This is a genomic window from Komagataeibacter saccharivorans (genome assembly GCF_003207825.1).
In the GTDB taxonomy this organism is placed as follows: domain Bacteria; phylum Pseudomonadota; class Alphaproteobacteria; order Acetobacterales; family Acetobacteraceae; genus Komagataeibacter; species Komagataeibacter saccharivorans.
In genome coordinates this window covers 1-23,066 of sequence record NZ_NKTY01000026.1, presented here as the reverse complement: position 1 = coordinate 23,066, position 23,066 = coordinate 1, and the positions used below count along the sequence as shown (strand labels likewise).

The 23,066-nt window shown below is 58.5% G+C and carries 19 protein-coding genes and 2 pseudogenes; 18 read left to right on the top strand and 3 right to left on the bottom strand.

Features of this window, described 5'->3' with window-relative positions; all coding sequences use genetic code 11:
- Nucleotides 1-96 precede the first annotated feature (96 nt).
- Nucleotides 97-999, bottom strand: a complete 903-nt coding sequence (locus CFR79_RS12945) for a LysR family transcriptional regulator (RefSeq protein ID WP_110548170.1) — start codon at nt 997-999, stop codon at nt 97-99.
- Between the two features lie 289 nt (nt 1,000-1,288).
- Here CFR79_RS12945 and CFR79_RS12940 point away from each other — a divergent pair.
- From CFR79_RS12940 to CFR79_RS12885, 12 genes and pseudogenes are all read left to right on the top strand, one after another.
- Nucleotides 1,289-3,154 (top strand): annotated as a pseudogene (locus tag CFR79_RS12940) (conjugal transfer protein TraG).
- Nucleotides 3,151-3,573: a CopG family transcriptional regulator gene (locus CFR79_RS12935; protein WP_110548169.1), complete on the top strand. Its 423-nt coding sequence runs from the start codon at nt 3,151-3,153 to the stop codon at nt 3,571-3,573. The pseudogene CFR79_RS12940 and the gene CFR79_RS12935 overlap by 4 nt, the downstream one beginning before the upstream one ends.
- A 267-nt stretch (nt 3,574-3,840) precedes the next feature.
- A complete protein-coding gene (gene trbB, locus CFR79_RS12930; protein ID WP_110548187.1) occupies nt 3,841-4,797 on the top strand; it encodes a P-type conjugative transfer ATPase TrbB in 957 nt (318 codons plus the stop codon).
- Nucleotides 4,794-5,162 (top strand): TrbC/VirB2 family protein, encoded by a 369-nt coding sequence (locus CFR79_RS12925; RefSeq protein WP_181417436.1) that lies wholly within the window; start codon nt 4,794-4,796, stop codon nt 5,160-5,162. Before trbB ends, CFR79_RS12925 begins: the two co-directional genes overlap by 4 nt.
- Entirely contained in the window at nt 5,162-5,446 is a 285-nt protein-coding gene (locus CFR79_RS12920) for a VirB3 family type IV secretion system protein (protein ID WP_110548167.1), read from the top strand. Before CFR79_RS12925 ends, CFR79_RS12920 begins: the two co-directional genes overlap by 1 nt.
- A gap of 13 nt (nt 5,447-5,459) precedes the next feature.
- Nucleotides 5,460-7,913, top strand: a complete 2,454-nt coding sequence (gene trbE / locus CFR79_RS12915; protein ID WP_110548166.1) for a conjugal transfer protein TrbE — start codon at nt 5,460-5,462, stop codon at nt 7,911-7,913.
- On the top strand, nt 7,910-8,575 hold the full coding sequence (locus tag CFR79_RS12910; protein ID WP_110548165.1) for a conjugal transfer protein TrbJ: 666 nt from the start codon (nt 7,910-7,912) through the stop codon (nt 8,573-8,575). Before trbE ends, CFR79_RS12910 begins: the two co-directional genes overlap by 4 nt.
- A gap of 5 nt (nt 8,576-8,580) precedes the next feature.
- Complete coding sequence (gene trbL, locus CFR79_RS12905; RefSeq protein WP_110548164.1) at nt 8,581-9,957, top strand: P-type conjugative transfer protein TrbL; 1,377 nt, start codon at nt 8,581-8,583, stop codon at nt 9,955-9,957.
- Between the two features lie 5 nt (nt 9,958-9,962).
- On the top strand, nt 9,963-10,646 hold the full coding sequence (trbF, locus tag CFR79_RS12900; RefSeq protein ID WP_110548163.1) for a conjugal transfer protein TrbF: 684 nt from the start codon (nt 9,963-9,965) through the stop codon (nt 10,644-10,646).
- A complete protein-coding gene (gene trbG, locus CFR79_RS12895) occupies nt 10,643-11,644 on the top strand; it encodes a P-type conjugative transfer protein TrbG (protein ID WP_110548162.1) in 1,002 nt (333 codons plus the stop codon). Before trbF ends, trbG begins: the two co-directional genes overlap by 4 nt.
- Complete coding sequence (locus tag CFR79_RS12890; protein WP_110548161.1) at nt 11,641-12,849, top strand: TrbI/VirB10 family protein; 1,209 nt, start codon at nt 11,641-11,643, stop codon at nt 12,847-12,849. Before trbG ends, CFR79_RS12890 begins: the two co-directional genes overlap by 4 nt.
- The gene (locus CFR79_RS12885; protein ID WP_110548160.1) at nt 12,846-13,112 is read left to right on the top strand and encodes a DUF2274 domain-containing protein; all 267 of its coding nucleotides are present in this window, start codon (nt 12,846-12,848) and stop codon (nt 13,110-13,112) included. The genes CFR79_RS12890 and CFR79_RS12885 overlap by 4 nt, the downstream gene beginning before the upstream one ends.
- Nucleotides 13,113-13,147: 35 nt before the next feature.
- Here the strand turns inward: CFR79_RS12885 and CFR79_RS12880 are convergent, their stop codons facing one another.
- Both CFR79_RS12880 and CFR79_RS12875 read right to left on the bottom strand, forming a co-directional pair.
- Nucleotides 13,148-13,447, bottom strand: a complete 300-nt coding sequence (locus CFR79_RS12880) for a type II toxin-antitoxin system RelE/ParE family toxin (RefSeq protein WP_110548159.1) — start codon at nt 13,445-13,447, stop codon at nt 13,148-13,150.
- Nucleotides 13,434-13,688, bottom strand: coding sequence for a type II toxin-antitoxin system ParD family antitoxin (locus CFR79_RS12875; RefSeq protein WP_110548158.1), 255 nt, complete (start codon nt 13,686-13,688; stop codon nt 13,434-13,436). The genes CFR79_RS12880 and CFR79_RS12875 overlap by 14 nt, the downstream gene beginning before the upstream one ends.
- A gap of 606 nt (nt 13,689-14,294) precedes the next feature.
- On the opposite strand from CFR79_RS12875, the gene CFR79_RS12870 reads away from it, so the two are divergent.
- The 6 genes and pseudogenes from CFR79_RS12870 to CFR79_RS12845 form a co-directional block, all read left to right on the top strand.
- Nucleotides 14,295-14,486, top strand: coding sequence for a helix-turn-helix domain-containing protein (locus tag CFR79_RS12870; RefSeq protein ID WP_110548157.1), 192 nt, complete (start codon nt 14,295-14,297; stop codon nt 14,484-14,486).
- Nucleotides 14,483-16,030: a type I restriction-modification system subunit M gene (locus CFR79_RS12865; RefSeq protein WP_110548156.1), complete on the top strand. Its 1,548-nt coding sequence runs from the start codon at nt 14,483-14,485 to the stop codon at nt 16,028-16,030. Before CFR79_RS12870 ends, CFR79_RS12865 begins: the two co-directional genes overlap by 4 nt.
- Nucleotides 16,027-17,193, top strand: a complete 1,167-nt coding sequence (locus CFR79_RS12860) for a restriction endonuclease subunit S (protein WP_110548155.1) — start codon at nt 16,027-16,029, stop codon at nt 17,191-17,193. The genes CFR79_RS12865 and CFR79_RS12860 overlap by 4 nt, the downstream gene beginning before the upstream one ends.
- Nucleotides 17,194-18,354, top strand: coding sequence for an AAA family ATPase (locus tag CFR79_RS12855; RefSeq protein WP_110548154.1), 1,161 nt, complete (start codon nt 17,194-17,196; stop codon nt 18,352-18,354).
- Nucleotides 18,347-21,448 carry a type I restriction endonuclease subunit R gene (locus CFR79_RS12850; RefSeq protein ID WP_110548153.1) on the top strand — a complete coding sequence of 1,034 codons (3,102 nt, stop codon included), beginning with the start codon at nt 18,347-18,349 and terminating at the stop codon, nt 21,446-21,448. The genes CFR79_RS12855 and CFR79_RS12850 overlap by 8 nt, the downstream gene beginning before the upstream one ends.
- A 636-nt stretch (nt 21,449-22,084) precedes the next feature.
- Nucleotides 22,085-22,969, top strand: a pseudogene (locus tag CFR79_RS12845) (Fic family protein); the annotation flags it as partial.
- Between the last annotated feature and the right edge of the window lie 97 nt (nt 22,970-23,066).

Sequence of the window (23,066 nt, the reverse complement as noted above, 5' to 3'; positions counted from 1 at the left end):
GAGAGTGATCTATGCAACACTCATGAGATGTGCTTGCACGTATTGGATAGTCGTTATTCCCGGATAGCTTTGGCATCCCTGACGCACGCATCTTCGTCAGGCTATGTCTGGATAGCGTTCCCGGAGTAGCTGAAGAAAACGGGCCAGAGATGGGTTGGGATTGTCTGCCCGCCAGCAGGCGACAAAACGCAGTTCGACAGGCTGGCGGCCGTTAAGTACCTGCCGGTAGACAATGTTGCTCAGGCCGTCCCCCGTCGCGCTTTCATAATCGATCATCACGCTGCCATTCTCCGCCACGAAGGGTTTGAGAAACTGCGTCTCCATATCGTGTGTCACGAGATTGGGGGCGCGCACATCGACCGAGAGATGGTGGCGGATGATGTCCGCTATCTCGGGACCGGGATCGTGTGTGCTGATCAGAAAACGCTCATGGCGCAGAAGGCTCCATTCCAGAACGGGAAGCGCTGCCAGCTTATGATCGGTCCGCAGCGCGACCACGCAGCGTTCCGACCAAAGCCTGAGCAGTGCATCCCGCCATTCCAGCCCGCCGGCGGTGACAATCGCGATATCGACCTGGCCGGTCTCGACCTTCTGCAACAATGACGCACGGCTGCCGCCCACAAACTTCCACGGAATGGTCGGGTGCCTACGCTGGAACTCCCCCAGCGTTGCCCGGAGATTGCCGGTCGAGACGGAGGTATAATAACCGATCGTCAGGCGGCGGGCTGTCTTTCTGGGGCCTGAGCCGGGACTGTTCGCCAGCATATCCACGTCATGGACGATCTGCCGGGCCACATGCAGGAAATCAATCCCATGAGATGTTGGCCGTACGCCAGCAGGGGTGCGGATAAAGAGCGTGCAGCCAATCACGTCTTCCAGCAGGCGAATGTCCTTGGAAAGAATGGCGGCACGTATGCCCGATGCAGCCGCCGCCTTGCGGAGGCTGCCGTGCTCGGCGGCCGCGAGCGCGGACCGCAAATGGCGGATCTCGATTGTCATAACAACCTAGATGCACCTAACGCCTGAATTTTAAGCAGAAAGTGAGGAGCACCAGGCTTCGCGGATTCACAACGCCGTTACGGATATTAACAGTGCAGGGCTCGTGCCTTCGTTTCAGGGAGGATGATGTCCCTGCGCAAGCTGGTCGAACCGCCATTGAGACCCAGATCCCACGAGGGCGGCGATAATTTTACGCCCGGATGCGCCCGCCCGCGTAGGCGGCCCTCTGGCGCTGGCATTTGCACGTTACCGTCGTCTTTTCTCGATTGAGAAAGAGGAGAAAACGGCAATGTCAGGTGCGCGTATCCTGTGGGGGCAACTTTGCGTCGTGCTGGCGCTGGTTGTCCTGTCCTGGTGGGTGGCGACCGAGTGGGTGGCCTGGCAACTGGCTTTCCAGTCTGAACTCGGCCTGCCATGGTTCACCTTGTTCCATCGCTTGCCGGTCTATGCTCCGCCGCTTGTTTTCTGGTGGTGGTACGAATTCGATGCCTACGCGCCGCATGTGTTTGCGCAGGGCGGCTGGATCGCGGGGGCCGGTGGCGTGCTGGCGTTTCTCGTGGCCGTCGCCATGTCGGTGCGCCGGGCGCGGGAGGCCAGACGGGCCGCCACCTATGGTAGCGCGCGATGGGCGAGCGCCGAAGACCTGCAGAAATCCGGGTTGCTCGATCCCGACGGGGTTGTGCTGGGCTGCCACCGCAAGATCTATCTCCGGCATAACGGCCCGGAGCATGTTCTGTGTTTCGCGCCCACGCGTTCGGGCAAGGGTGTGGGTCTCGTCATCCCGACGCTCCTGACCTGGCCGGGTTCGGCCATCGTGCATGACATCAAGGGGGAAAACTGGCGCGAGACCGCGGGCTTCAGGGGGACATTCAGCCGTGTCCTTCTGTTTGATCCCACCAATCCCCGCTCGGATGCCTATAACCCCTTGCTGGAAATCCGCCGGGGTGAGTGGGAGGTGCGGGATGCCCAGAACGTGGCTGACGTGCTGGTCGATCCCGAGGGCTCGCTGGAACGTCGCAGCCACTGGGAAAAGACCAGCCATTCCCTCCTGGTCGGAGCTATCCTGCACGTTCTGTATGCGGAGAATGACAAGACCCTCAGCGGCGTGGCCAACCTGCTTTCCGATCCGAAGCGTCCGATCGAGACGACATTGCGCGCAATGATGCGGACGAAGCACTTGGGGGAAGCAGGGCCACATCCTGTGGTGGCCTCGGCCGCCCGCGAACTGCTCAACAAATCGCCCAACGACGCTCTATCTCAGCGTGCCACCGTCGGATATCAGCCGGACCAAGCCGCTGATCCGCCTTGTGCTTAACCAGATCGGTCGCCGCCTGACGGAAGACCTGCAGCACCAGAAGAAAAATCATCGCCTTCTGCTCATGCTGGATGAGTTTCCGGCACTCGGGCGTCTCGACTTCTTCGAAAGTGCGCTGGCTTTCATGGCAGGCTACGGCATCAAGGCTTTCCTGATCGCCCAGAGCCTGAATCAGATCGAGAAAGCTTACGGGCAGAACAATTCCATTCTCGACAACTGCCATGTCCGGGTCTGTTTCGCGACCAATGATGAACGGACAGCCCGACGTGTGTCTGATGCTCTTGGAACAGCCACCGAGGTCCGGGCGCAGAAGAACTATGCCGGTCATCGCCTGTCGCCTTGGCTGGGCCATCTGATGGTGTCCCGGCAGGAGAGTGCCCGACCTCTGCTGACGCCCGGCGAGATCATGCAGTTGCCGCCAGACGAAGAGGTGGTCATGGCGGCTGGCACGCCGCCGGTGCGGGCACGCAAGGCGCGCTATTATGCCGATCCGCGTCTGCAGGAACGCATCCTGCCGCCACCTGCGCCTCGACCTTCATCAAGCGCTCCGGACGAGGATGACTGGAGTGGCAGGCCCGTGCCAGACCAGATGCCTCCCGAGGATGAAGACACATTGGCTGGCAGGAACCGATGGGTGCAGGACAGAAGCAGGCGCGTGAGTTTGATGCAGCCCATACGCCGAAAGCTGAGCGGGGGCGGGACGAGCATGAACGCAAAGACCCGGACCTCGATCCCGATCATGCCTCGGTGCGAGCCAGGCGGGAATTCGAGGATCTCCAGCGTATGACGCGGCTGGCCGCGCTCGATCGCGATGATGGCATGGAGATGGAAGGTCCATGAAGCGCACGCGCAGGAAGCAGCAGATTACCGTCTATCTGGATCCGCTGCTGGCGGAGACCCTGGGCGATCTCGCCACACGTCGTCGTCAGTCCCAGTCCATGCTGGTCGAAACGGCACTGGCCGCCTTTCTTTCCCCGGAGGATGGAAAGGGTGAGGGAGCGCTGAACCGACGACTGGAACGGCTTGATCGCCGGATCGGTCACATGGAGCGCGACCTTGGGATTAGCGTGGAAACGCTGGCGCTTTTCATCCGCTTCTGGCTGCTCACAACGCCCCCGCTGCCCGAGCCGGCTGCAGCCGCTGCCCGCGCCCAGGCGACTGCGCGTTATGAACAGTTCATCGAGACATTGGCCCGGCATCTGAGCACCGGGCATCGTTTGCATCAGGATTTGAGCGGAGAGGAAGGGGCCCATTCGTGAGCGACGTCGTTGGAGCTGCATCCTGCAGCCGTCTGTTTCTCCTTAATCTTCAAGCATCCGATACAGAGTAATCAGGCAGTATCGGCCGACAATTATGCGTTACGATGCGCCCGCGTACCTACAGCAGAAATCCGCTGTTGAAATCTGTCCATGTGTGCCTCTCCTAATACATCCCGCAACTGACGGAAGTCCTTCTGTCAGCCAAGAAATGCGGGCAAGGTCATGTCTCACGTTTCGTCACAGCAGGGTCGGGTACGCGGTATGTCCATGCTGCGTACGGCTATGGGGCCTGCCATAGCAGATCATCTTTCTGATGCATCCGTTATCGAAGTCATGCTGAATCCCGACGGGCGGGTATGGATCGACCGTCTGGCTGACGGCATGGCCGATACTGGTGAACGGATCATGCCCGCGGATGCCGAGCGGATCGTGCGTCTGGTCGCGCATCATGTTGGGGCGGTGGTGCATGGGGCAGCACCGCGTGTGTCGGCGGAACTGCCAACCGGCGAGCGCTTCGAAGGATTGTTGCCACCCGTGGTGACGGCCCCCAGCTTTGCGATCCGTAAGCCCGCCGTCGCAGTCTTCACGCTCGACGATTATGTCGCTGCCGGGATCATGACCGCAGGGCAGGCGGATTATCTGCGCGCTGCTGTCGCCGCGCGGAAGAACATCCTTGTGGTGGGCGGGACATCTACGGGCAAGACCACCCTGACCAATGCGCTTCTGGCCGAGGTAGCGAAAACCGGCGATCGCGTCGTCCTGATCGAGGATACGCGCGAACTGCAATGCACCGCGCCCAACCTCATAGCCCTGCGGACCCGTGAAGGGGTTGTGACCCTGTCCGAACTGGTCCGCTCAGCCCTGCGTCTGCGTCCTGACCGTATTCCCATCGGCGAGGTGCGCGGCCCCGAGGCCCTTGATCTGCTCAAGGCCTGGGGCACCGGTCATCCGGGCGGTATCGGCACGCTGCACGCCGGATCGGTGCTCGCGGCCCTGTATCGTCTGGAGCAGCTGATCCAGGAAGTTGTCGTGACGGTGCCACGCGCCATGATCGCGGAAACCATCGACGTGGTCGCCGTGCTCTCGGGGCGCGGCACAGCGCGCCGTCTGACCGAACTGGCCGAAATTGACGGTCTCGATTCCACGGCCGGAGCCTATTGCATCAGCCCGGTCAGCCTTTCTTCTCCCGAAACATCATTCTCTGCCAATGGAGAATCATCATGATGCCGCCCTCACGCAAGCGCGTCGTTGTGCGCGCTGGAGCACGTCCTGACCGTCGTATGCCGGATTTTCGTGTGTTCGGAACATCCATGCTGCTGTCGCTTGTTTTCGCGTCATCGGCATGGGCGTCCGGCACGGGCATGCCGTGGGAGACACCGCTCAACGAGATCCTGGAATCCGTGCAGGGACCGGTCGCCAAGATCATTTCGGTGATCATCATCACCATTACGGGTCTGACCCTGGCGTTCGGGGAAACATCGGGCGGATTCCGCCGCCTGATCCAGATCGTCTTTGGCCTATCCATTGCTTTTGCGGCCTCCAGCTTCTTCCTGTCCTTCTTTTCCTTCTCGGGCGGAGCGCTGGTCTGATGGTGGTCCTCTTCGATCCTGAAGCCGGGGCCGTGCCCGGCTATTTCGTACCCGTGCATCGCTCCCTGACGGAACCGATCCTGCTGGGCGGCGCGCCACGGGCCGTAGCCATCGCCAATGGCACGCTGGCATCCGCCATAGCTCTCGGCTTGCGCCTCTGGCTGGTCGAGGCCGTGTTCTGGATCGTGGGGCACACGCTGGCGGTCTGGGGGGGCAGGCGCGACCCGCTGTTCATCGAGGTGGGGCGGCGGCATCTCCGCTACCCCGCCTGGCTTCGCGCATAGGGAGGGCAGGGCGATGATGTCCCTTGGTGAATATCGCGGTCCTGCCGCCATCCTGTCAGACTTCCTGCCCTGGGCCGCGCTGGTCAGGGAAGGGGTGGTCCTGAACAAGGATGGCAGTTTCCAGCGTACGGCCCGTATCCGCGGGCCTGATCTGGACAGCGCCACACCGGCCGAACTGGTTGGCGTGACGGGGCGGCTGAACAGCGCCCTGCGGCGTCTGGGTTCCGGCTGGGCCGTGTTTGTGGAGGCACAGCGCATACCGGCGACCCTCTATCCCGAGAGTGATTTCCCTGATGCCGCCGGTCAGATGGTCGATCTGGAGCGCCGGGAAGCCTTCGAGGATGAAGGCGCGCATTTCGAGAGCCGGTATTTCCTGACCCTGGTCTGGCTGCCACCCGTGGAAACGTCGGGCCGTGCCGAGCGCCTGCTCTATGAAGGCATGGAACGTGACGGTCATGACCCGCAGGGTCTGGTCAGGGGCTTTATCGACCGGACCGATCGACTGCTGGCCCTGCTTGAAGGTTTCATGCCCGAGGCCGTTTGGCTGAGTGACGGCGAGACGCTGACCTATCTGCATTCCACGATCTCTACCCGCAATCAGCGCGTCAGGGTGCCGGAAATCCCGATGCACCTCGACGCCCTGCTGGTTGACCAGCCTTTGGCAGGCGGGCTGGAACCCAAACTGGGCGATGCCTTCCTCAAAACCCTGACGATCACAGGTTTTCCCAGCCGGACCTTTCCCGGCATTCTGGATGACCTGAACCGTCTGGCCATCCCGTATCGCTGGTCCACGCGCGCCATCCTGCTCGACAAGACCGATGCGACGAAGGTGCTGACGAAGATCCGTCGCCAGTGGTTCGCCAAGCGCAAATCGATTGTCGCCATCATCCGCGAGGTCATGACCAACGAGGCCTCGGTGCTGGTGGATAATGATGCCGCCAACAAGGCAGCCGACGCCGATCTGGCGCTACAGTCCCTTGGCGCCGATGATGTCGGACAGGCGTACGTCACAGCAACCGTCACGGTCTGGGATGGCTCTGCTTCGATCGCGATCGAGAAGCTGCGTCTGGTGGAGAAGATCATCCAGGGGCGCGATTTCACCTGTATGGCGGAAAGCCTCAACGCCGTGGAAGCATGGCTCGGCTCTCTGCCCGGCCATGTCTACGCCAATGTGCGTCAACCGCCGGTTTCGACTTTGAACCTCGCGCACATGATCCCGCTCTCCGCCGTCTGGGCCGGGCCTGAACGGGACGGGCATTTCAGGGCGCCGCCCCTGTTCTATGGCAAAACGGCAGGGGCTACACCCTTCCGCTTCTCGCTCCATGTCGGCGATGTCGGCCACACGCTGATCGCGGGACCGACGGGGGCGGGAAAGTCGGTTCTGCTGGCTCTGATGGCATTGCAGTTCCGCCGGTATATGGGGGCGCAGATCTTCGCCTTCGATTTTGGCGGCTCGCTGCGGGCCGCGACGCTGGCGATGGGCGGAGACTGGCATGATCTGGGCGGCGGTCTGACGGAGCAGACGGGTGAGTTTGATGACGCTGGCGAACAGGGCAGCGGCGTCTCGCTTCAGCCGCTGGCCTGTATCGACGACCCGCCCGAGCGCGCGTGGGCGGCGGAATGGCTGGGGCAGATACTTATCCGGGAGGGCGTCAGCCTGACGCCGGAGGTGAAATCCTACCTCTGGTCGGCCCTGAATTCCCTGGCATCCTCACCGGTTCATGAACGGACCCTGTCGGGGCTGGTGGCGTTGCTGCAGTCCAACGCCCTCAAGCAGGCGCTGGCGCCATACTGCCTTGGTGGCCCCTATGGACGTCTGCTGGATGCGGACACCGAACGGCTGGGCGATGCCGACGTGGTGGTGTTCGAAACTGAGGGGCTGATTGGCTCCGGCGCGGCGTCTTCCGTGCTGTCCTACCTCTTCCACCGCATCGAGGGTCGGCTGGACGGGCGTCCGACGCTGCTGGTCATCGATGAGGGCTGGCTGGTGCTGGATGACGGGGATTTCGCGGGGCAACTCCGGGAGTGGCTGAAAACCCTGCGCAAGAAGAACGCCTCGGTGGTGTTCGCCACGCAGTCCCTGTCTGACATCGCCAGTTCCTCTATCGCTCCGGCGGTGGTGGAAAGCTGTCCTACCCGGATCTTCCTGCCTAACGAGCGGGCGATCGAACCACAGATCGCGGCCATCTACCGCGATTTTGGGCTCAACGAACGCCAGATCGCCATCATCGCCCGTGCCGCATCGAAGCGGGAATATTACTGCCAGACGCAACGGGGAAACCGCCTGTTCGAATTGGGGCTTGGGCCTGTCGCCCTGGCGTTGTGCGCGGCATCCGGGAAGGACGAGCACAGGCTGATCGACGCAGTGCTGGCGGAACATGGGCGCGATGGCTTTCTTCCCGCCTGGTTCGAGGCGCGTGGCGTCATGTGGGCGGCAGACCTTCTGCGGGAAGGGGACATGCCATGATGGAAAAACTTTTCCGTATCCGGGCAAAACATTTCCGGCCCGGATGTGCTGTGGTGGTGGGAGCCGCTCTGGTTTTTCTCATGCCGGTCGTGCCTGCCCGTGCGCAGTGGGCGGTCTATGACGGGGCGAACCATGTCCAGAACGTGCTGATTGCGGCCCGTACGCTTCAGCAGATCGATAACCAGATCACGTCGCTGGCCAATCAGGCCCAGATGCTGGTCAACCAGGGCCGCAATCTGGCGAGCCTGCCGCTTTCGACCCTGTCTACGCTGCAATCGACGATTTCCCAGACAACGACGCTCCTCGCGCAGACGCGCTGGCAGAATTCCGTGGGCGGGTTCGAGGATGCGCTGAAACTGCAGGCGCGGGTGGTGGGTAACATCCCGAGCGATAGCTCTGCCATGACGCAGTTGGTCGCGGCGAGCCAGACCTCTACGGGCGCCCTGCAGGCGGCGCAGGCTGGCAATCAGCTTATGGCCCTGCAATCCCGCCAGTTGTCCGACATTCAGGCCGAGCTTGCCGCCAACGGTCGGGCCACGGCGCTGGAGCGGGCGCGGGATGCGGCGACGGAAGCGGAGAGTGAAGCGCAGTACCAGCATTTCGCGCAGCATGACGCCTATACTCCCGGCGCGGTGTCCATGTTCGGCAGCAGCGGGAACTGAGCGCCATGGCCATGAACGATGTTGGCGTCATCGACACTTTTCTGAACACCTTCACCACTACCATCGATACCGGGTTTGGTCTGGTGAAGGGCAGCATGATCTCGCTGGCGGGGTCGCTGTCTGTGCTGGATATGGCGCTGGCGGGCCTGTTCTGGGCCTGGGCGGCAGACGAGGATGTCATCCAGCGTCTGGTGAAAAAGACGCTCTATATCGGGTTTTTTTCCTTCCTGATCAGCAATTTTTCCAGCCTGTCGAAGACCGTCTTTGACAGTTTTGCCGCCCTTGGCCTGAAAGCTGGAGGCGGGACGCTGTCGCTGGATCAGTTCCTGCGTCCGGGTCGTCTGGCCCAGACCGGGTTCGATGCGGCGCGGCCTCTTCTGGATGCAGTCCATAAACTCCTTGGTCCGGTCGCCTTCTTTACCAACTTCGCACAGATCTTCGTGCTCTGCCTGTCCTGGCTGATCGTGCTCGCCGCGTTCTTCATTCTGGCCGTGCAGCTCTTTGTCGCCCTGATCGAATTCAAGCTGACCACGCTGGCAGGCTTCGTGCTGATCCCGTTTGCCCTGTTCAACCGCACGGCTTTCCTCGCCGAGAAGGTGATGGGCAATGTCGTCTCCTCGGGCGTGAAGATCATGGTTCTGGCCGTGATCAGCGGCATTGCCACGACGCTGTTCGGCCAGTTCACGACGTCCTATGGCGATGTGCAGCCCACGGTCGGGCAGGCCCTGTCCGTGGTCATCGCCTCACTGTCCATCGTGGGTCTTGCGATTTTCGGGGGCAGCCTGGCCAACGGGCTGATTGCCGGCGCGCCCCAGCTTGGCGCGGGTGCCGCCGTCGGCACGGGTATGGCCGTTGCTGGCATGGGAGCGGCTGCCGTGGCTGGCGTCGGCGCGGCTGTTTCTGGTGGTGGGGCAGCCCTGGCCGCCACGGCGGCAGCCGCGCGGGGAGGAGCGGCCGTAGCAGGCGCTGCATCAACAGCCTACACGCTCGGGTCCGCGTCAGCGGCTGGCGGGAGTGCCGGTGCGCGGATGGCTGCTGGTGTGGGCGGCATTGGCCGGGCGGCCGGGTCTGCGGCCGCAGGCGCTGTGAAGAACAGGGCGGCCAGTGCGGCCAGCGCCATGAAGGACAGTTTCTCATCGGGCGGCAGGGCGGCCTTTACCGCGACCGGTGGCCGGACAACAGGTTCGGGTGGTGGCGCAGCTGATACTGGGGCATCGACGGGCAGGACCGGGTCAGCATCATCCGCCAGTGCGCCCCCGCGCTGGGCGCGCGGCATGAAGCGCCGTCAGGCCGCGACCCATGCCGCCGAGGCCGCCCATGTCATCCGCTCCGCCGATGGCGGGGGCGGATCTTCCTCAATCGATCTTTCGGAAAAGGAATGAGGACGATGTTCCGTCGCTCCACGGTGCGCTACGGCACGACGCCGGAGCCGGTCACCCCCTATCAGAAAGCCGCCCAGATCTGGGATGAACGCATCGGCTCCGCCCGCGTGCAGGCCCGCAACTGGCGGCTGATGGCGTTTGGCTCGCTGTTTCTGTCTGCAGACCTTGGGGCCGGGCTGGTCTGGCAGTCCGCGCGCGGCACCATTACGCCGTGGGTGGTACAGGTCGACCGTCTGGGAGAGGCGCAGGTCGTGGCCCCGGCGACAGCCGCCTATGTGCCCACCGACCCGCAGATCGCCTGGTATCTGGCCCGGTTCATCGAGGATGTCCGCAGCCTGTCCTCCGATCCCGTGGTGGTGCGGCAGAACTGGTTGCGCGCCTATGCTTTCACCACCCCCTCGGGTGCCCAGGCGCTTAACGATTATGCCCGCCAGAACGATCCCTTTGCCCGTATCGGGCATGAACAGGTCGAACTGGACGTGTCCTCGGTCATTCGGGCGTCGCCTGCGAGTTTCCGGATTGCCTGGGTCGAGCGGCGTTTCCGCGATGGAGCCTTTACCGGCACCGAGCGCTGGACCGCCATTGTCTCGGTCAGGCTGAGCCCGCCCCGCGATGCGGATCATCTGCGGAAAAATCCTTTGGGTGTTTTTGTCTCAGCCATCAACTGGTCGAAGGAGCTTGGCCAATGATCCGTCGCGCTCTTCGTTTCTTCCCGCTGCTGATCCTGCCTCTGGCCGGATGCGCGCAGCATTATCACCCGCCGGTTATCCGCTACGATGATGCGGTGCAGGCGACACGTCTGCCGGACCCGCCGAAACCGGTGCAGGTGGTCGAAGTCCCGAAACCGCTTCCCCTGCCGGGACAGTTCAAGCCGCTGCCCTCACGACGCGCGGCCCATACGGCTTCCGAAGCCGTCGACCCGACGGCGCGGGTGGTTCAGGCCAATGTTGCCGCGCGCATCCAGCCCACGCGTGCGGGGTTCATCAATGCCGTACAGGTCTATCCCTATAGTCCGGGCGCTCTCTATCAGGTCTACACCTCGCCCGGCGAGATTACCGACATCATGCTCCAGCAGGGCGAAAAGCTGGTCGGCACCGGACCTGTGGCAGCAGGGGATACGGTGCGCTGGATCATCGGCGATACCGAGAGCGGGGCAGGGGTGACGAAGCGCATCCATATTCTGGTCAAGCCCACGCGCCCGGATCTCACCACCAACCTGATCGTCAACACCGACCGGCGGACCTATCTGGCGGAACTGCGCTCTACGCCCGCCACCTATATGGCATCCGTGTCGTGGGACTATCCCGAGGACGACCTCATTGCCCTGCACCGACAGGACAGTGCGGCCGATGACGCAGCCCCCGTGGATGCAGGGCTGGATTTGAACGCGCTGAACTTCCGCTATGCCATCGAGCCAGTAAAAGGCGGCACACCGCCTTGGCTTCCCAGTCGGGCCTTCGATGACGGGCACAAGGTCTATATCGCCTTTCCTGTCGGCATAGGGCAGGGGGAACTGCCACCGCTGTTCGTGCTGGGGGCCGATGGGGGGCCGGAACTGGTCAATTACCGCGTGCGCCAGAACTGGATGATCGTGGACCGGCTGTTTGCCGCTGCCGAATTGCGGCTGGGCGACAAACATTCCGAGCAGCGCGTGCGCATTGTCCGGACCGACGGACGGCGGTCATGACGGACGGGCAGGAAGAAGAACGGGATGAAAGGGGCGATGCCGGCGCAGGAAACGTGCCCCCTGCGGTCCCGCCGTCACCGCCCGATCTGCGTCTGCGGGCGGCGCGGCCGCGCGTCGTGCGGCTGTCGCGCTATGTCGTTTGGGGGCTGGCGGGCACGGGCATGATCGGGATTGGGCTGGCGCTGGGCTACGCGTTGCAGAATTCCGCCCGGCAGGGACCAGCGTCTGCCGTGCAGGATTCCGATGCGCGCCCCTCGGCCGATGGGCTGGATGCCCTGCCGAAGGATTATACCGGTGTGCCGAAACTGGGACTGCCTCTGCCTGGTGATCTGGGCAAACCGATCCTGAAAGCGCAGCAGGAAGGCAGGGCCGGACCGGTTTCCGGCATGGGCGACCGGCGCGCCGAACAGGAAGTCGAGGCGGCCATTGCCAGCAAGCTGTTCGTGCAGACGCAGAATGCCGGGCGGCGGGACAGCGCGTCCGCCCCTGCGTTGCCCTCTGCAGGGGGCACCACTCCGGCTGCATCTGCAGGCGCAAATGACCGGCAGGCTGCCAACCGCGCCTTTCTGGCGGGACAGCCCGATCGTGTCACGGTCAGCCCGGATCGCCTGACGCCGCCCGTTTCCCCATACGTCGTTCAGGCGGGAACGGTCATCGCGGGCGCGCTTAACTCGAAAGTCAGTTCCGACCTGCCGGGACAACTGATCGGGCACGTGACGCAGAACGTCTATGACAGTCTGACCGGACGCTACCTGCTTGTGCCGCAGGGCAGTACCCTGTTCGGCACCTATAACAGCAGCGTCTCGTTCGGGCAGCAGCGCACGCAGGTGATCTGGACCCGTCTCATCCGTCCCGATGGCGAAAGCATCGTGCTCGACAGGATCCCGGGTGCTGATGCGATCGGCCAGACCGGGCTCAAGGATCTGGTCGACCAGCACTGGGGCCAGCTTTTCCGGGCGGCGCTGGTGACAACCATGCTGAGCGTTGGGTCCGAAGCCGGGACATCATGGGGTGAAAACAACTTGCTTCAGGCGATCCGCAGCGGCGCCAGCAACGGGTTTTCCATGGTGGGCAACCGCCTGATCGACCGCAGCATGGACGTGCAACCCACGCTGACCGACCGGCCCGGCCTGCCGTTTACCCTGATCGTCAATCGCGATCTGGTCCTGAAACCCTGGCATCCGCATGAAAGGGCAACGCCATGACAAAACTCCGTATCAGCACCATTCCTGACTGTCGCCCGGTCAAGCTGACGATTGAACTGCCAGCGGAGATACATCGTGATCTGCTGCTGTATGCTGAACTGGTCTCGGGGAAAGCAGGGGAGGCGGCAGATGCCATACCCGATGCAGCCCGGCTGGTGCCGCTCATGGTCGGACGTTTCATGGAGACCGATCGGGCCTTCCAGAAACAGCGACGCGGCAGAAAGCCAGCGTTGGCAGGCAGGATGACAGGCGTTGGCGACTAACGGTGAGGCAGGTTCAGTGCGCGGCCGTAGTCCCGTCAGTCTGTACCCACAAGCCGTTCCCAGCGCCGTAGTCGGGGCAACACGCGGACGATCAGAACCCCGTCGTCGTCAATGAGATAGAGAATATGGTGAGCCTGATGGCGGTGCAGCCGTATCGGCGGGGCGAATTCGTGACGTTCTGGCGCAAGCTGCGGATGTAACGCAATAAGGTCGAACGCATCCGCCAGACCTGCATGGTAGGCCTCGGCCTGCCGTGGCCCGAATTCCCTCACGCCCTGCATGTAGATGCCGATGATGTCGTCTTCGGCGAGCCGTGTTTTTCTACAGGTCGGCATCCGTCGTCCCGGCAGCAGCCCGGGCGTCCTGTAGCAGCTGCTTCATGCTTCTGGTCCCGACGCCGCTACGCAGACCGGCCGTGATGTGGGCCTGAACCTCATCATGCACGGCACGGGCTTCCTGATCACGTCGGATCAGATCGCGGACATAGTCGCTCGCATTGCTATAGCGTCCCGTTCTGGCCTGAGCCTCTACCCATTCCTTCATGGGGTCGGGCAGGGATACGTTCATTGTTGCCATCGGTGCCTCCAACCTCGAGCATGACAATCTTTGCCAATTTCTGTCAATGAAATTGAGGGCAGGTGCACGGTATTCCAGGTCCAGATAGAAGGCTGCGTCTGGACGAGATCATTATGGGCTATGGCTGCTGGTGAATGAAGCGGACGGGCAGCATCCGCCTCATGTTGGACATACAGTTGCCCAGATCGCCTTCTGCATAGCAGACATGATCAGCGCAAATCTCTGTTACTACTTGGGGCCGTGAGCGGACCGGCCGGATCTGGGACGAAAACTGTCGATCACGGACGCTCACCGGGCCGTGTGTAGGTCATTCAAACCCGTTTTATGCGCCAACTTTCCGGCTGACCGCTTCTGTCTTTAATCGTCTCAGCGCGCACAGGCGGCATCGGCTGGACCGTGGGTAGAGTTATAAGGCTTGGGCAGTGCTTCTGCTCAGGTGTCCGGACATCGAAGACAGTGACGCAACAGCCAGAATCCAAGGAGCGATACGCCCAAAACCAGCGCGATCTCATCAGAACTCTGAAATTGCTCGGAATGCCCGCCTTGTAGGAATCCGCAATTTTCCATAAAATTCTCAAAAGGGATGATTTTGGGAAAGTAATTCGCATGGCAGCTGACATCATGACCATTGATGAAGTCGCCGACTATCTTAGAATCAACAGGAAAACCGCTTACCGCCTTGCGGCCGACAGCGAGCTGCCCGGCTTCAGGGTTGGCGGCACGTGGCGGTTTCGGCGCGTGGATATTGAGGACTGGATCGAGCGTGAAGCCAGTCCGAAGAAGGACAAAAAGAGATGACCGGCCAGGAACAACGCGCAGCGCTACAACGGAAAATCTGGGACATCGCGAACGATGTGCGTGGCTCGGTTGATGGCTGGGACTTCAAACAGTATGTCCTTGGCACGCTCTTCTATCGGTTCATCAGCGAGAATTTCGCCGCATATATTGAGGCGGATGACGAGAGCATCGACTATGCTGCTTTATCCGATGATGTCATCACTGATGACATTAAGGACGACGCCATCAAGACCAAGGGCTATTTCATCTACCCCAGCCAGCTGTTCGCCAATGTGGCGGACGACGCCAACACGAATGACAGCCTGAACACCGATCTGGCACAGATCTTTAAGGCTATTGAAGCCTCAGCCAATGGCTATCCGTCCGAGGAAGATATTAAGGGCCTGTTCGCCGATTTCGACACGACCAGCACGCGCCTCGGAAATACCGTCACGGAAAAGAATAGCCGATTAGCTAAGGTGCTTAAGCGCGTTGAGGAATTGAATTTCGGGGACTTCCACAACAGTCAGATTGACCTGTTCGGTGATGCCTATGAATTCCTGATCTCGAATTATGCCGCCAATGCGGGCAAGTCTGGTGGAGAGTTCTTCACACCGCAGCATGTCTCGAAGCTCATCGCGCAGCTTGCCATGCACGGGCAGAAAAAGGTCAACAAGATTTACGACCCGGCCTGCGGCTCCGGCTCGCTGCTGCTGCAAGCCAAGAAGCAGTTCGATGAACACATCATTGAAGAGGGTTTCTTCGGGCAGGAGATCAACCACACGACCTATAACCTCGCCCGCATGAACATGTTCCTGCACAACATTAATTATGACAAGTTCAATATACAGCGCGGCGATACGCTCACTCAGCCGCATTTCCAGGACGACAAGCCTTTTGATGCCATCGTTTCCAACCCCCCCTATTCGGTGAAGTGGATCGGCTCGGACGATCCGACCCTGATCAACGATGACCGCTTTGCTCCGGCGGGAGTGCTGGCACCCAAATCAAAAGCCGATTTCGCCTTTGTGCTCCATGCGCTCAGCTATCTCTCGGCCAAGGGCCGCGCGGCAATCGTATGTTTTCCGGGGATCTTCTATCGCGACGGCGCGGAGAAGAAGATCCGGCAATATCTGGTTGATAACAACTATGTCGAAACTGTGATCGCGCTCGCCTCCAACCTTTTCTACGGTACGACCATCGCGGTGACGATCCTGGTCCTCGCTAAAAATAAAACCGACACGGCCATCCAATTTATCGACGCAAGTGGCGAAGAATTTTTCAAGAAGGCTACCAACACCAATCTGATGACGGACCATCACATCGCGCGGGTGATGGAGATTTTTGGTCGTAAGGAAGACGTAGATCATGTCGCCGCCTCGGTGCCGTATGAGACCATCGTAGAGCGCAGCTATAACCTCTCGGTCAGTTCCTATATCGAGCCGCGCGACATGCGCGAGGTTGTGAACATCAATAAGCTAAATGAGGAAATCAGAGGCACGGTTGAGAAAATCGATCGGCTGCGCGCTGACATCGACGCCATCATTGCGGAGATTGACGCATGAGTGTGGCGGGTTTTCTGGAGAAGCTGTTGGATGGGGCTGAGGTGGTTTGGAAGCCGTTGGGGGATATTGCTCAGTATTCAACGACCCGCATCGGCTCCGATCAGCTCAATGAGTCAAACTATGTCGGAGTGGATAACCTTCTTCAAAACCGAGCTGGGAGGATAGATTCAAACTACGTTCCTACGTCCGGCAATTTTACAGAGTTTAAGGAGGGCGACGTCCTAATCGGTAACATTCGTCCTTACCTCAGGAAAATTTGGTACGCAGATCGGAGAGGTGGAACCAATGGGGACGTTCTGGTGGTTCATCCAACAGACTCTGTCTTGAACTCACGCTATCTTTTTCAGGTTCTGACCGACGAAAATTTCTTCGAGTATAATATTCAGCACTCCAAAGGTGCAAAGATGCCTCGTGGAAGCAAACCGCATATCCTACAATATCTTGTCCCTATTCCATGCCCTGATGATCCGGAGAAGTCGCTGTTGATACAGGGGGAGATTGTCCGGATACTGGACACCTTCACCGAGCTTACCGCCGAGCTTACCGCCGAGCTTATCCAGCGCAAAAAGCAATACAACCACTACCGCGAGCAACTTTTGACCTTTGATGAGAATGAGGTGGAGTGGAAAACCTTGGGGGATGTCGCCGAGTTTCGCAGGGGTACGGCGATCACGAAGACACAGACGAAGAAGGGTAAAATCCCGGTCGTTGCGAATGGCCCGATCTCGACTTACTCCCACGATCAGCATAATCGTGATGGTGAAACCGTAGTCGTTGCTCGATCAGGCGCTTACGCTGGATATGTTAGTTACTGGAATCAGCCGATATTTCTAACAGACGCCTTTAGCGTTCATCCTGCGCCGAATCTGCTTTTGCCCAAGTTTGTTTTTTATCTACTCCAGAATAAGCAGAGGCAGCTTCATGATATGAAAAAAGGTGCTGGTGTACCGCACGTTCGCGTCAAAGAAGTGGAGCAATATGGCATACCTATCCCGAGTTTGACCGAACAAGCCAACATTGTCGCCATCCTCGACAAGTTCGACACGCTGACGAGTTCGATCAGCGAAGGCTTGCCCCGCGAAATCGAGCTGCGCGAAAAGCAATATGCTTGGTACCGCGATCAGCTGCTGAGCTTTCCCAAGCCTGATGTAGAGTCGGCGTAAATGGGACAGACGCTAACCAAAATCGCTGAAACGCTGCGAGACGCCTCCAAAAAGGTGCAGTTGATTTATGCGTTCAATGCCACCGGCAAGACGCGCCTTTCGCGCGAGTTCAGAAAGCTGATCGACCCGAAGATCGAGGAGCAGGACGACGGTCGTCGCCCCAAGGTATTATATTATAACGCCTTCACCGAAGACCTGTTCTATTGGGATAATGATCTCGATGGCGACATTAACCGGAAACTCCGCATCCAGCCGAACGCCTTTACCAAGTCAGCCTTTGAAGATCTCGGGCTCGACTTCAATGTCATCACCGTTTTTCAGCAGTATACTCAACGAAACCTGATGCCTCACTTCAATCAGGAGTACATGACTAATGGCAAGGACGGTAAAGAGGTTACCATTCCGGCATTTTCCGAAGTGACCTTCTCGCTCGAACGTGGCACCGATACGAGCACTGGCAATCTGAAAATCTCCAAGGGCGAAGAGAGTAACTTCATCTGGAGCATTTTCTACTGCCTCTTGGATCAGGTGATCAGCACGCGCAACATACTTGAAGTTGAGGATCGCGAGACGGACCAGTTCAATGATCTGAAATATATCTTCATCGATGATCCGGTGAGCTCACTCGACGAAAACCACCTCATTCAGCTTGCCGTCGATATCGCGGCTCTGATCAGGAGAAGTGACAACACGAATGGCCTGAAATTCATCATCACAACGCACAGCCCACTTTTTTTCAACGTGCTGTACAACGAGTTAAAGAAACCAGCGAGTTACATGCTGAAACGGTTTGATGATGAAACGTTCGAGCTGGAAAAGACGGACGGCGATTCAAACAAGAGCTTTTCTTATCATCTTTACCTGAAGAAAACGCTGGAGGAGGCAATCGAAGCGGACAAGATTGAGCGCTACCACTTCACCCTGCTACGCAATCTCTATGAAAAGACATCGAATTTTCTGGGCTATGAAAAATGGTCCGACCTGCTGCCAGGCGACCAGAAGCTTTACCTGCAGCGCATCATTAATTTTACGAGTCATAGCTCGCTCTCCAACGAAGTCATCGCCGAGCCAACATCGCCAGAAAAGAAGACGGTGAAGCTCCTGCTGGAACATTTGAGCAAAAATTACAAATACTATCAGAAAGAGGCCCAAAATGCCTGAGCAGACGACGCCCATTGCTGAGACCAATCGCTTTATCGTTCTCGATAAATATGTGCGCGCCTGGGAGGCGGCTGACAGCTATCAGTCTGAGACCGACCTAGAGTGCGAGCTTGTTCAGGACCTGCAAAATCAGGGTTATGAGTATCGGCCTGACCTGAAATCAACCAACGCCCTGCTGGTGAATGCTCGCGTTCAGCTGCAAGCTCTCAACGATGTTCAATTTACAGATAAGGAATGGGCGCGCTTCGTTGAGACCTATCTAAATCGACCCAGCGACACTGCCACTGACAAGACTCGCAAGATCCACGACGACTACATCTTTGACTTCGTTTTTGATGATGGCCGTATACAGAACATCTATCTGGTCAATAAGGCCAATGTTTGCCGCAACAAGGTTCAGGTCATCAAGCAGTTCGAGCAAGCGGGCACTCATGCGAACCGCTACGATGTGACCATTCTGGTAAACGGGCTGCCGTTGGTGCAAGTCGAGCTGAAAAAGCGCGGCGTTGCCATTCGGGAAGCGTTCAACCAGATCCACCGCTACAGCAAAGAAAGCTTCAACTCGGACAATTCGCTCTTTAAGTACATCCAGATTTTTGTAATCTCGAACGGCACGGACACGCGCTACTTCGCCAACACGACCAAGCGCGACAAGAACAGCTTTGACTTCACGATGAACTGGGCGCAGGCCGATAACAGCCTGATCCGGGACCTGAAGGATTTTACGGCGACCTTCTTTGAGAAGCGCACGTTGTTGAACGTGTTGCTGAACTATTCCGTTTTCGATGTTAGCGACACGCTGCTGGTGATGCGCCCATATCAGATCGCGGCGACTGAACGAATCTTAAGAAAGATCAAAAGCTCGTTCGAAGGCAAGACGTTTAGTAAGCCGGAAAGTGGCGGATATATCTGGCACACTACAGGTTCAGGCAAAACGCTGACCAGCTTCAAGGCGGCCCGCCTTGCCACGCAGCTCGACTTCATCGACAAGGTCTTTTTCGTGGTCGACCGCAAGGACCTCGATTTCCAAACGATGAAGGAATATCAGCGCTTCTCGCCGGACAGCGTCAATGGATCGGACAGTACCGCCGGATTGAAGCGGAACCTCTCCAAGGATGACAACAAGATCATCGTCACGACTATCCAGAAGCTTAACAATCTGATGAAGAGCGAGGGCGACCTGCCGGTCTATACCCAGCGCGTCGTCTTCATTTTCGACGAATGCCATCGTAGCCAGTTTGGTGAGGCACAGAATAACCTCAAGCGGAAGTTCAAACAGTTCTGTCAGTTTGGCTTCACCGGCACGCCGATCTTTCCAGAAAATGCTTCGGGTGCGGATACGACGGCCAGCGTATTCGGGACCGAACTTCATTCCTATGTGATCACCGACGCCATTCGCGATGAGAAGGTGCTGAAATTCAAGGTCGACTACAACAATGTGCGCCCTCAGTTCAAAGCGATCGAAACCGAACAGGATGAAAAGAAGCTGACCGCCGCCGAAAACCGGCAAGCTCTTCAGCATCCCAAACGAATCGCTGAAATCTCCCATTACATTCTTGATAACTTCCGCCGCAAGACGCATCGTCTCTATGGAGACAATAAAGGCTTCAACGCCATGTTCGCGGTGAGTAGCGTTGATGCTGCCAAGCTCTATTATGAAAAGCTGAATGCGCTGCAGGACGGTAGCGATAAGCCGTTGAAGATCGCAACCATCTTTTCATTCGCTGCCAACGAAGAACAGGATGCGATTGGCGACATTCCTGACGAGAGTTTTGAGGTTTCGGCGCTGAACAGCAGTGCTAAGGAATTCCTAAACGCCGCCATCGCGGACTACAACGCCTGTTTCCGAACGAATTTCAGCGTCGATAGCAAGGGCTTCCAGAATTATTACCGGGATCTGGCGAAACGGGTGAAGTCTAAGGAAGTCGACCTGCTCATTGTGGTTGGCATGTTCCTGACTGGCTTCGACGCGCCAACCCTGAACACGCTGTTCGTCGACAAGAATCTGCGTTTTCACGGCCTTATACAAGCCTACTCCCGCACCAACCGCATTTATGATGCGACCAAGTCCTTCGGCAATATCGTTACCTTCCGCGACCTAGAAGAGGCGACCGTCAAGGCAATCACACTCTTTGGTAACGCCAATACCAAGAATGTCGTTCTGGAGAAGAGCTACTCAGAATACATGGAAGGTTTTACGGACCAGACGACAGGCGAGGCGAGGCGAGGCTTTATCGATGTCGTCCGTGAGTTGAAAGAGCGTTTCCCGGATCCCACCGCCATCGAAAAGGAAGCGGACAAAAAGGCCTTTGCAAAGCTGTTCGGCGAGTATCTCCGTGTTGAGAATATCCTTCAGAATTATGATGAGTTCTCCAACCTGCGAGAGTTTCAGGAGATCGACGAGAGTGATCCCGAAGCGGTGAGAGCGTTCAAGGAGCAGCATCATTTGAGTGATGATGACGTTGACGAGCTCAAGAGCATCGAAATGCCTGCTGACCGAAAGGTCCAGGACTACCGTTCGACCTACAATGACATTCGGGATTGGCTTCGCCGCGAAAAGGCTAGTGCCGAGCAGGTTGAGTCAACGATCGACTGGGATGATGTCGTCTTTGAGGTCGACCTCTTGAAGTCTCAGGAAATAAATCTGGATTATATCCTTGAGCTAATCTTCGAGCACAACAAAAAAACGAAGAGAAAGTCAGAGCTCGTTAGCGAAGTTCGGCGTGTCATTCGCGCCAGTATTGGCAACCGCGCAAAAGAAAGCCTCATCGTCGATTTTATCAATCAGACAAACCTTGACGAACTGGGGGACAAGGCAGGAGTGATCGAGGCTTTTTTTGCCTTCGCACAGGCTGAACAAAGCCGGGAAGCGGAAGAACTGATAACCGATGAAAAATTGAACGCAGAGGCCGCCAAGCGCTACATTGCGACGTCGATCAAGCGCGAATATGCGAGCGAAAACGGCACAGAGTTGAATTCGATCCTTCCAAAAATGAGCCCGCTCAATCCAAAATACCTGACCAAAAAAAGAGATGTGTTTCAGCGCATCTCTGCGTTCGTTGAAAAGTTCAAGGGTGTGGGCGGAAAAATTTAGGCGTATTGATGAGCGATGGTCGCGAACCAATGCATACCGGCTATGGTTTTCGGTCCGAGACGCGCTCCCATGCCGATCGTCCGCCGTAAAGGTACAGCTCTAGCGACCTAAAAAGAATAGTATTTTCATGATCTTGGATAACTGTACCTATTGAGCGCAGTCGACAGTTCACTGCGCATAACCCTCCAAAACAATGGAGAAATCCGGCCGCAGCCGGATCGGGAGAACGCTTTCGCAAGAGCACTAATATATATGCCGAAGTAATCGGCTGGTGCCCCGATACGCCACAAACAATGTCGGCTTTCGGGAAATCGCCAGTGTCAGTCGAATAGCCGCATGGCAGTCGTAAGCAGCACGCAAGTGAATAGCAGCTTTTTGCCTACCGCGACCGTTAACCGACAGTCAACTCTCCTCCCCATTGCTGTCATTTTCCGTCGATGATCTGGTGTTGCTGCCGGAATAAAAAGGCGGCACGGCTCTTTCGGAAGAGGTGGAAAAGGCAGCAGGAGTTCCTCTGCCAGGCGCTCGGCCAGTGTGTGCGTTGAATAATGGACGTATTCGCCGCATATCATGCGGATATAGCCTTGCAGTTTGCGGCGATTAAGCGCCATATTCTCCGCAAGGAGTGCAGGGAATATGGCACGATACATTCATCAGCATGGAGACTGGCCGGATTTCCGGTGGAATATGGACAGCATCTCCCATGAACTGGCCGCCGTGCGTCACCGGCAGGGGCGGCTCCTGGGGCGCATGGAAAGTATCGGCTTCGATTTCAGGTCGGAAGCCGTGCTCCAGACCCTGACGGAAGATGTCATCAAGTCGAGCGAGATCGAGGGAGAAAACCTTGATCGTGAGCAGGTGCGTTCTTCCATCGCCCGCCGACTGGGGATGGATATTGGCGCGCTGGCGCCAGTGGATCGGGATGTCGAAGGCGTCGTGGAAATGATGTTGGACGCAACCCGGCATTACGCTGAGCCTTTGACCGAAGAAAGACTGTTCGCTTGGCATGCGGCTTTGTTTCCGACTGGCAGGAACGGCATGGCACGCATTCTGGTCGGAGAGTGGCGTGATGACAGAACCGGGCCGATGGAGGTCGTGTCAGGCCCTGTCGGGCGGGAGACGGTCCATTATGAGGCTCCGGCAGCCAGCAGGGTGCCCGCGGAAATGCAGGCCTTTCTCGACTGGTGCAATGCTGGGCAGACACTGGATCCTGTGCTGAAGGCAGCCATTGCACATCTGTGGTTTGTCACCATTCATCCGTTTGAGGACGGAAACGGGCGCATGGCCCGGGCCATCGGTGATCTCATGCTGGCGCGTTCGGAGCAGACAGACCAGCGGTTCTACAGCCTGTCGGCCCAGATCCGCCACGACCGGAAGGATTACTACGCAATCCTTGAGGCCACCCAGAAGGGCGATATGGACATCACGCTCTGGCTGCACTGGTTTCTGGGGGCACTGGATCGCGCCTTTGATCGCGCTGAACTGGTCCTGGGAAAAGTCATCCGGAAGGCCCGTTTCTGGTAAGCACTCGGCGACTGACGCCTTCCTGAATATTTCTATTGTGGTTCAGCTATGAAGCATGAGCGATTTAAGAGATAGAGACGCGGTACTACCTGCG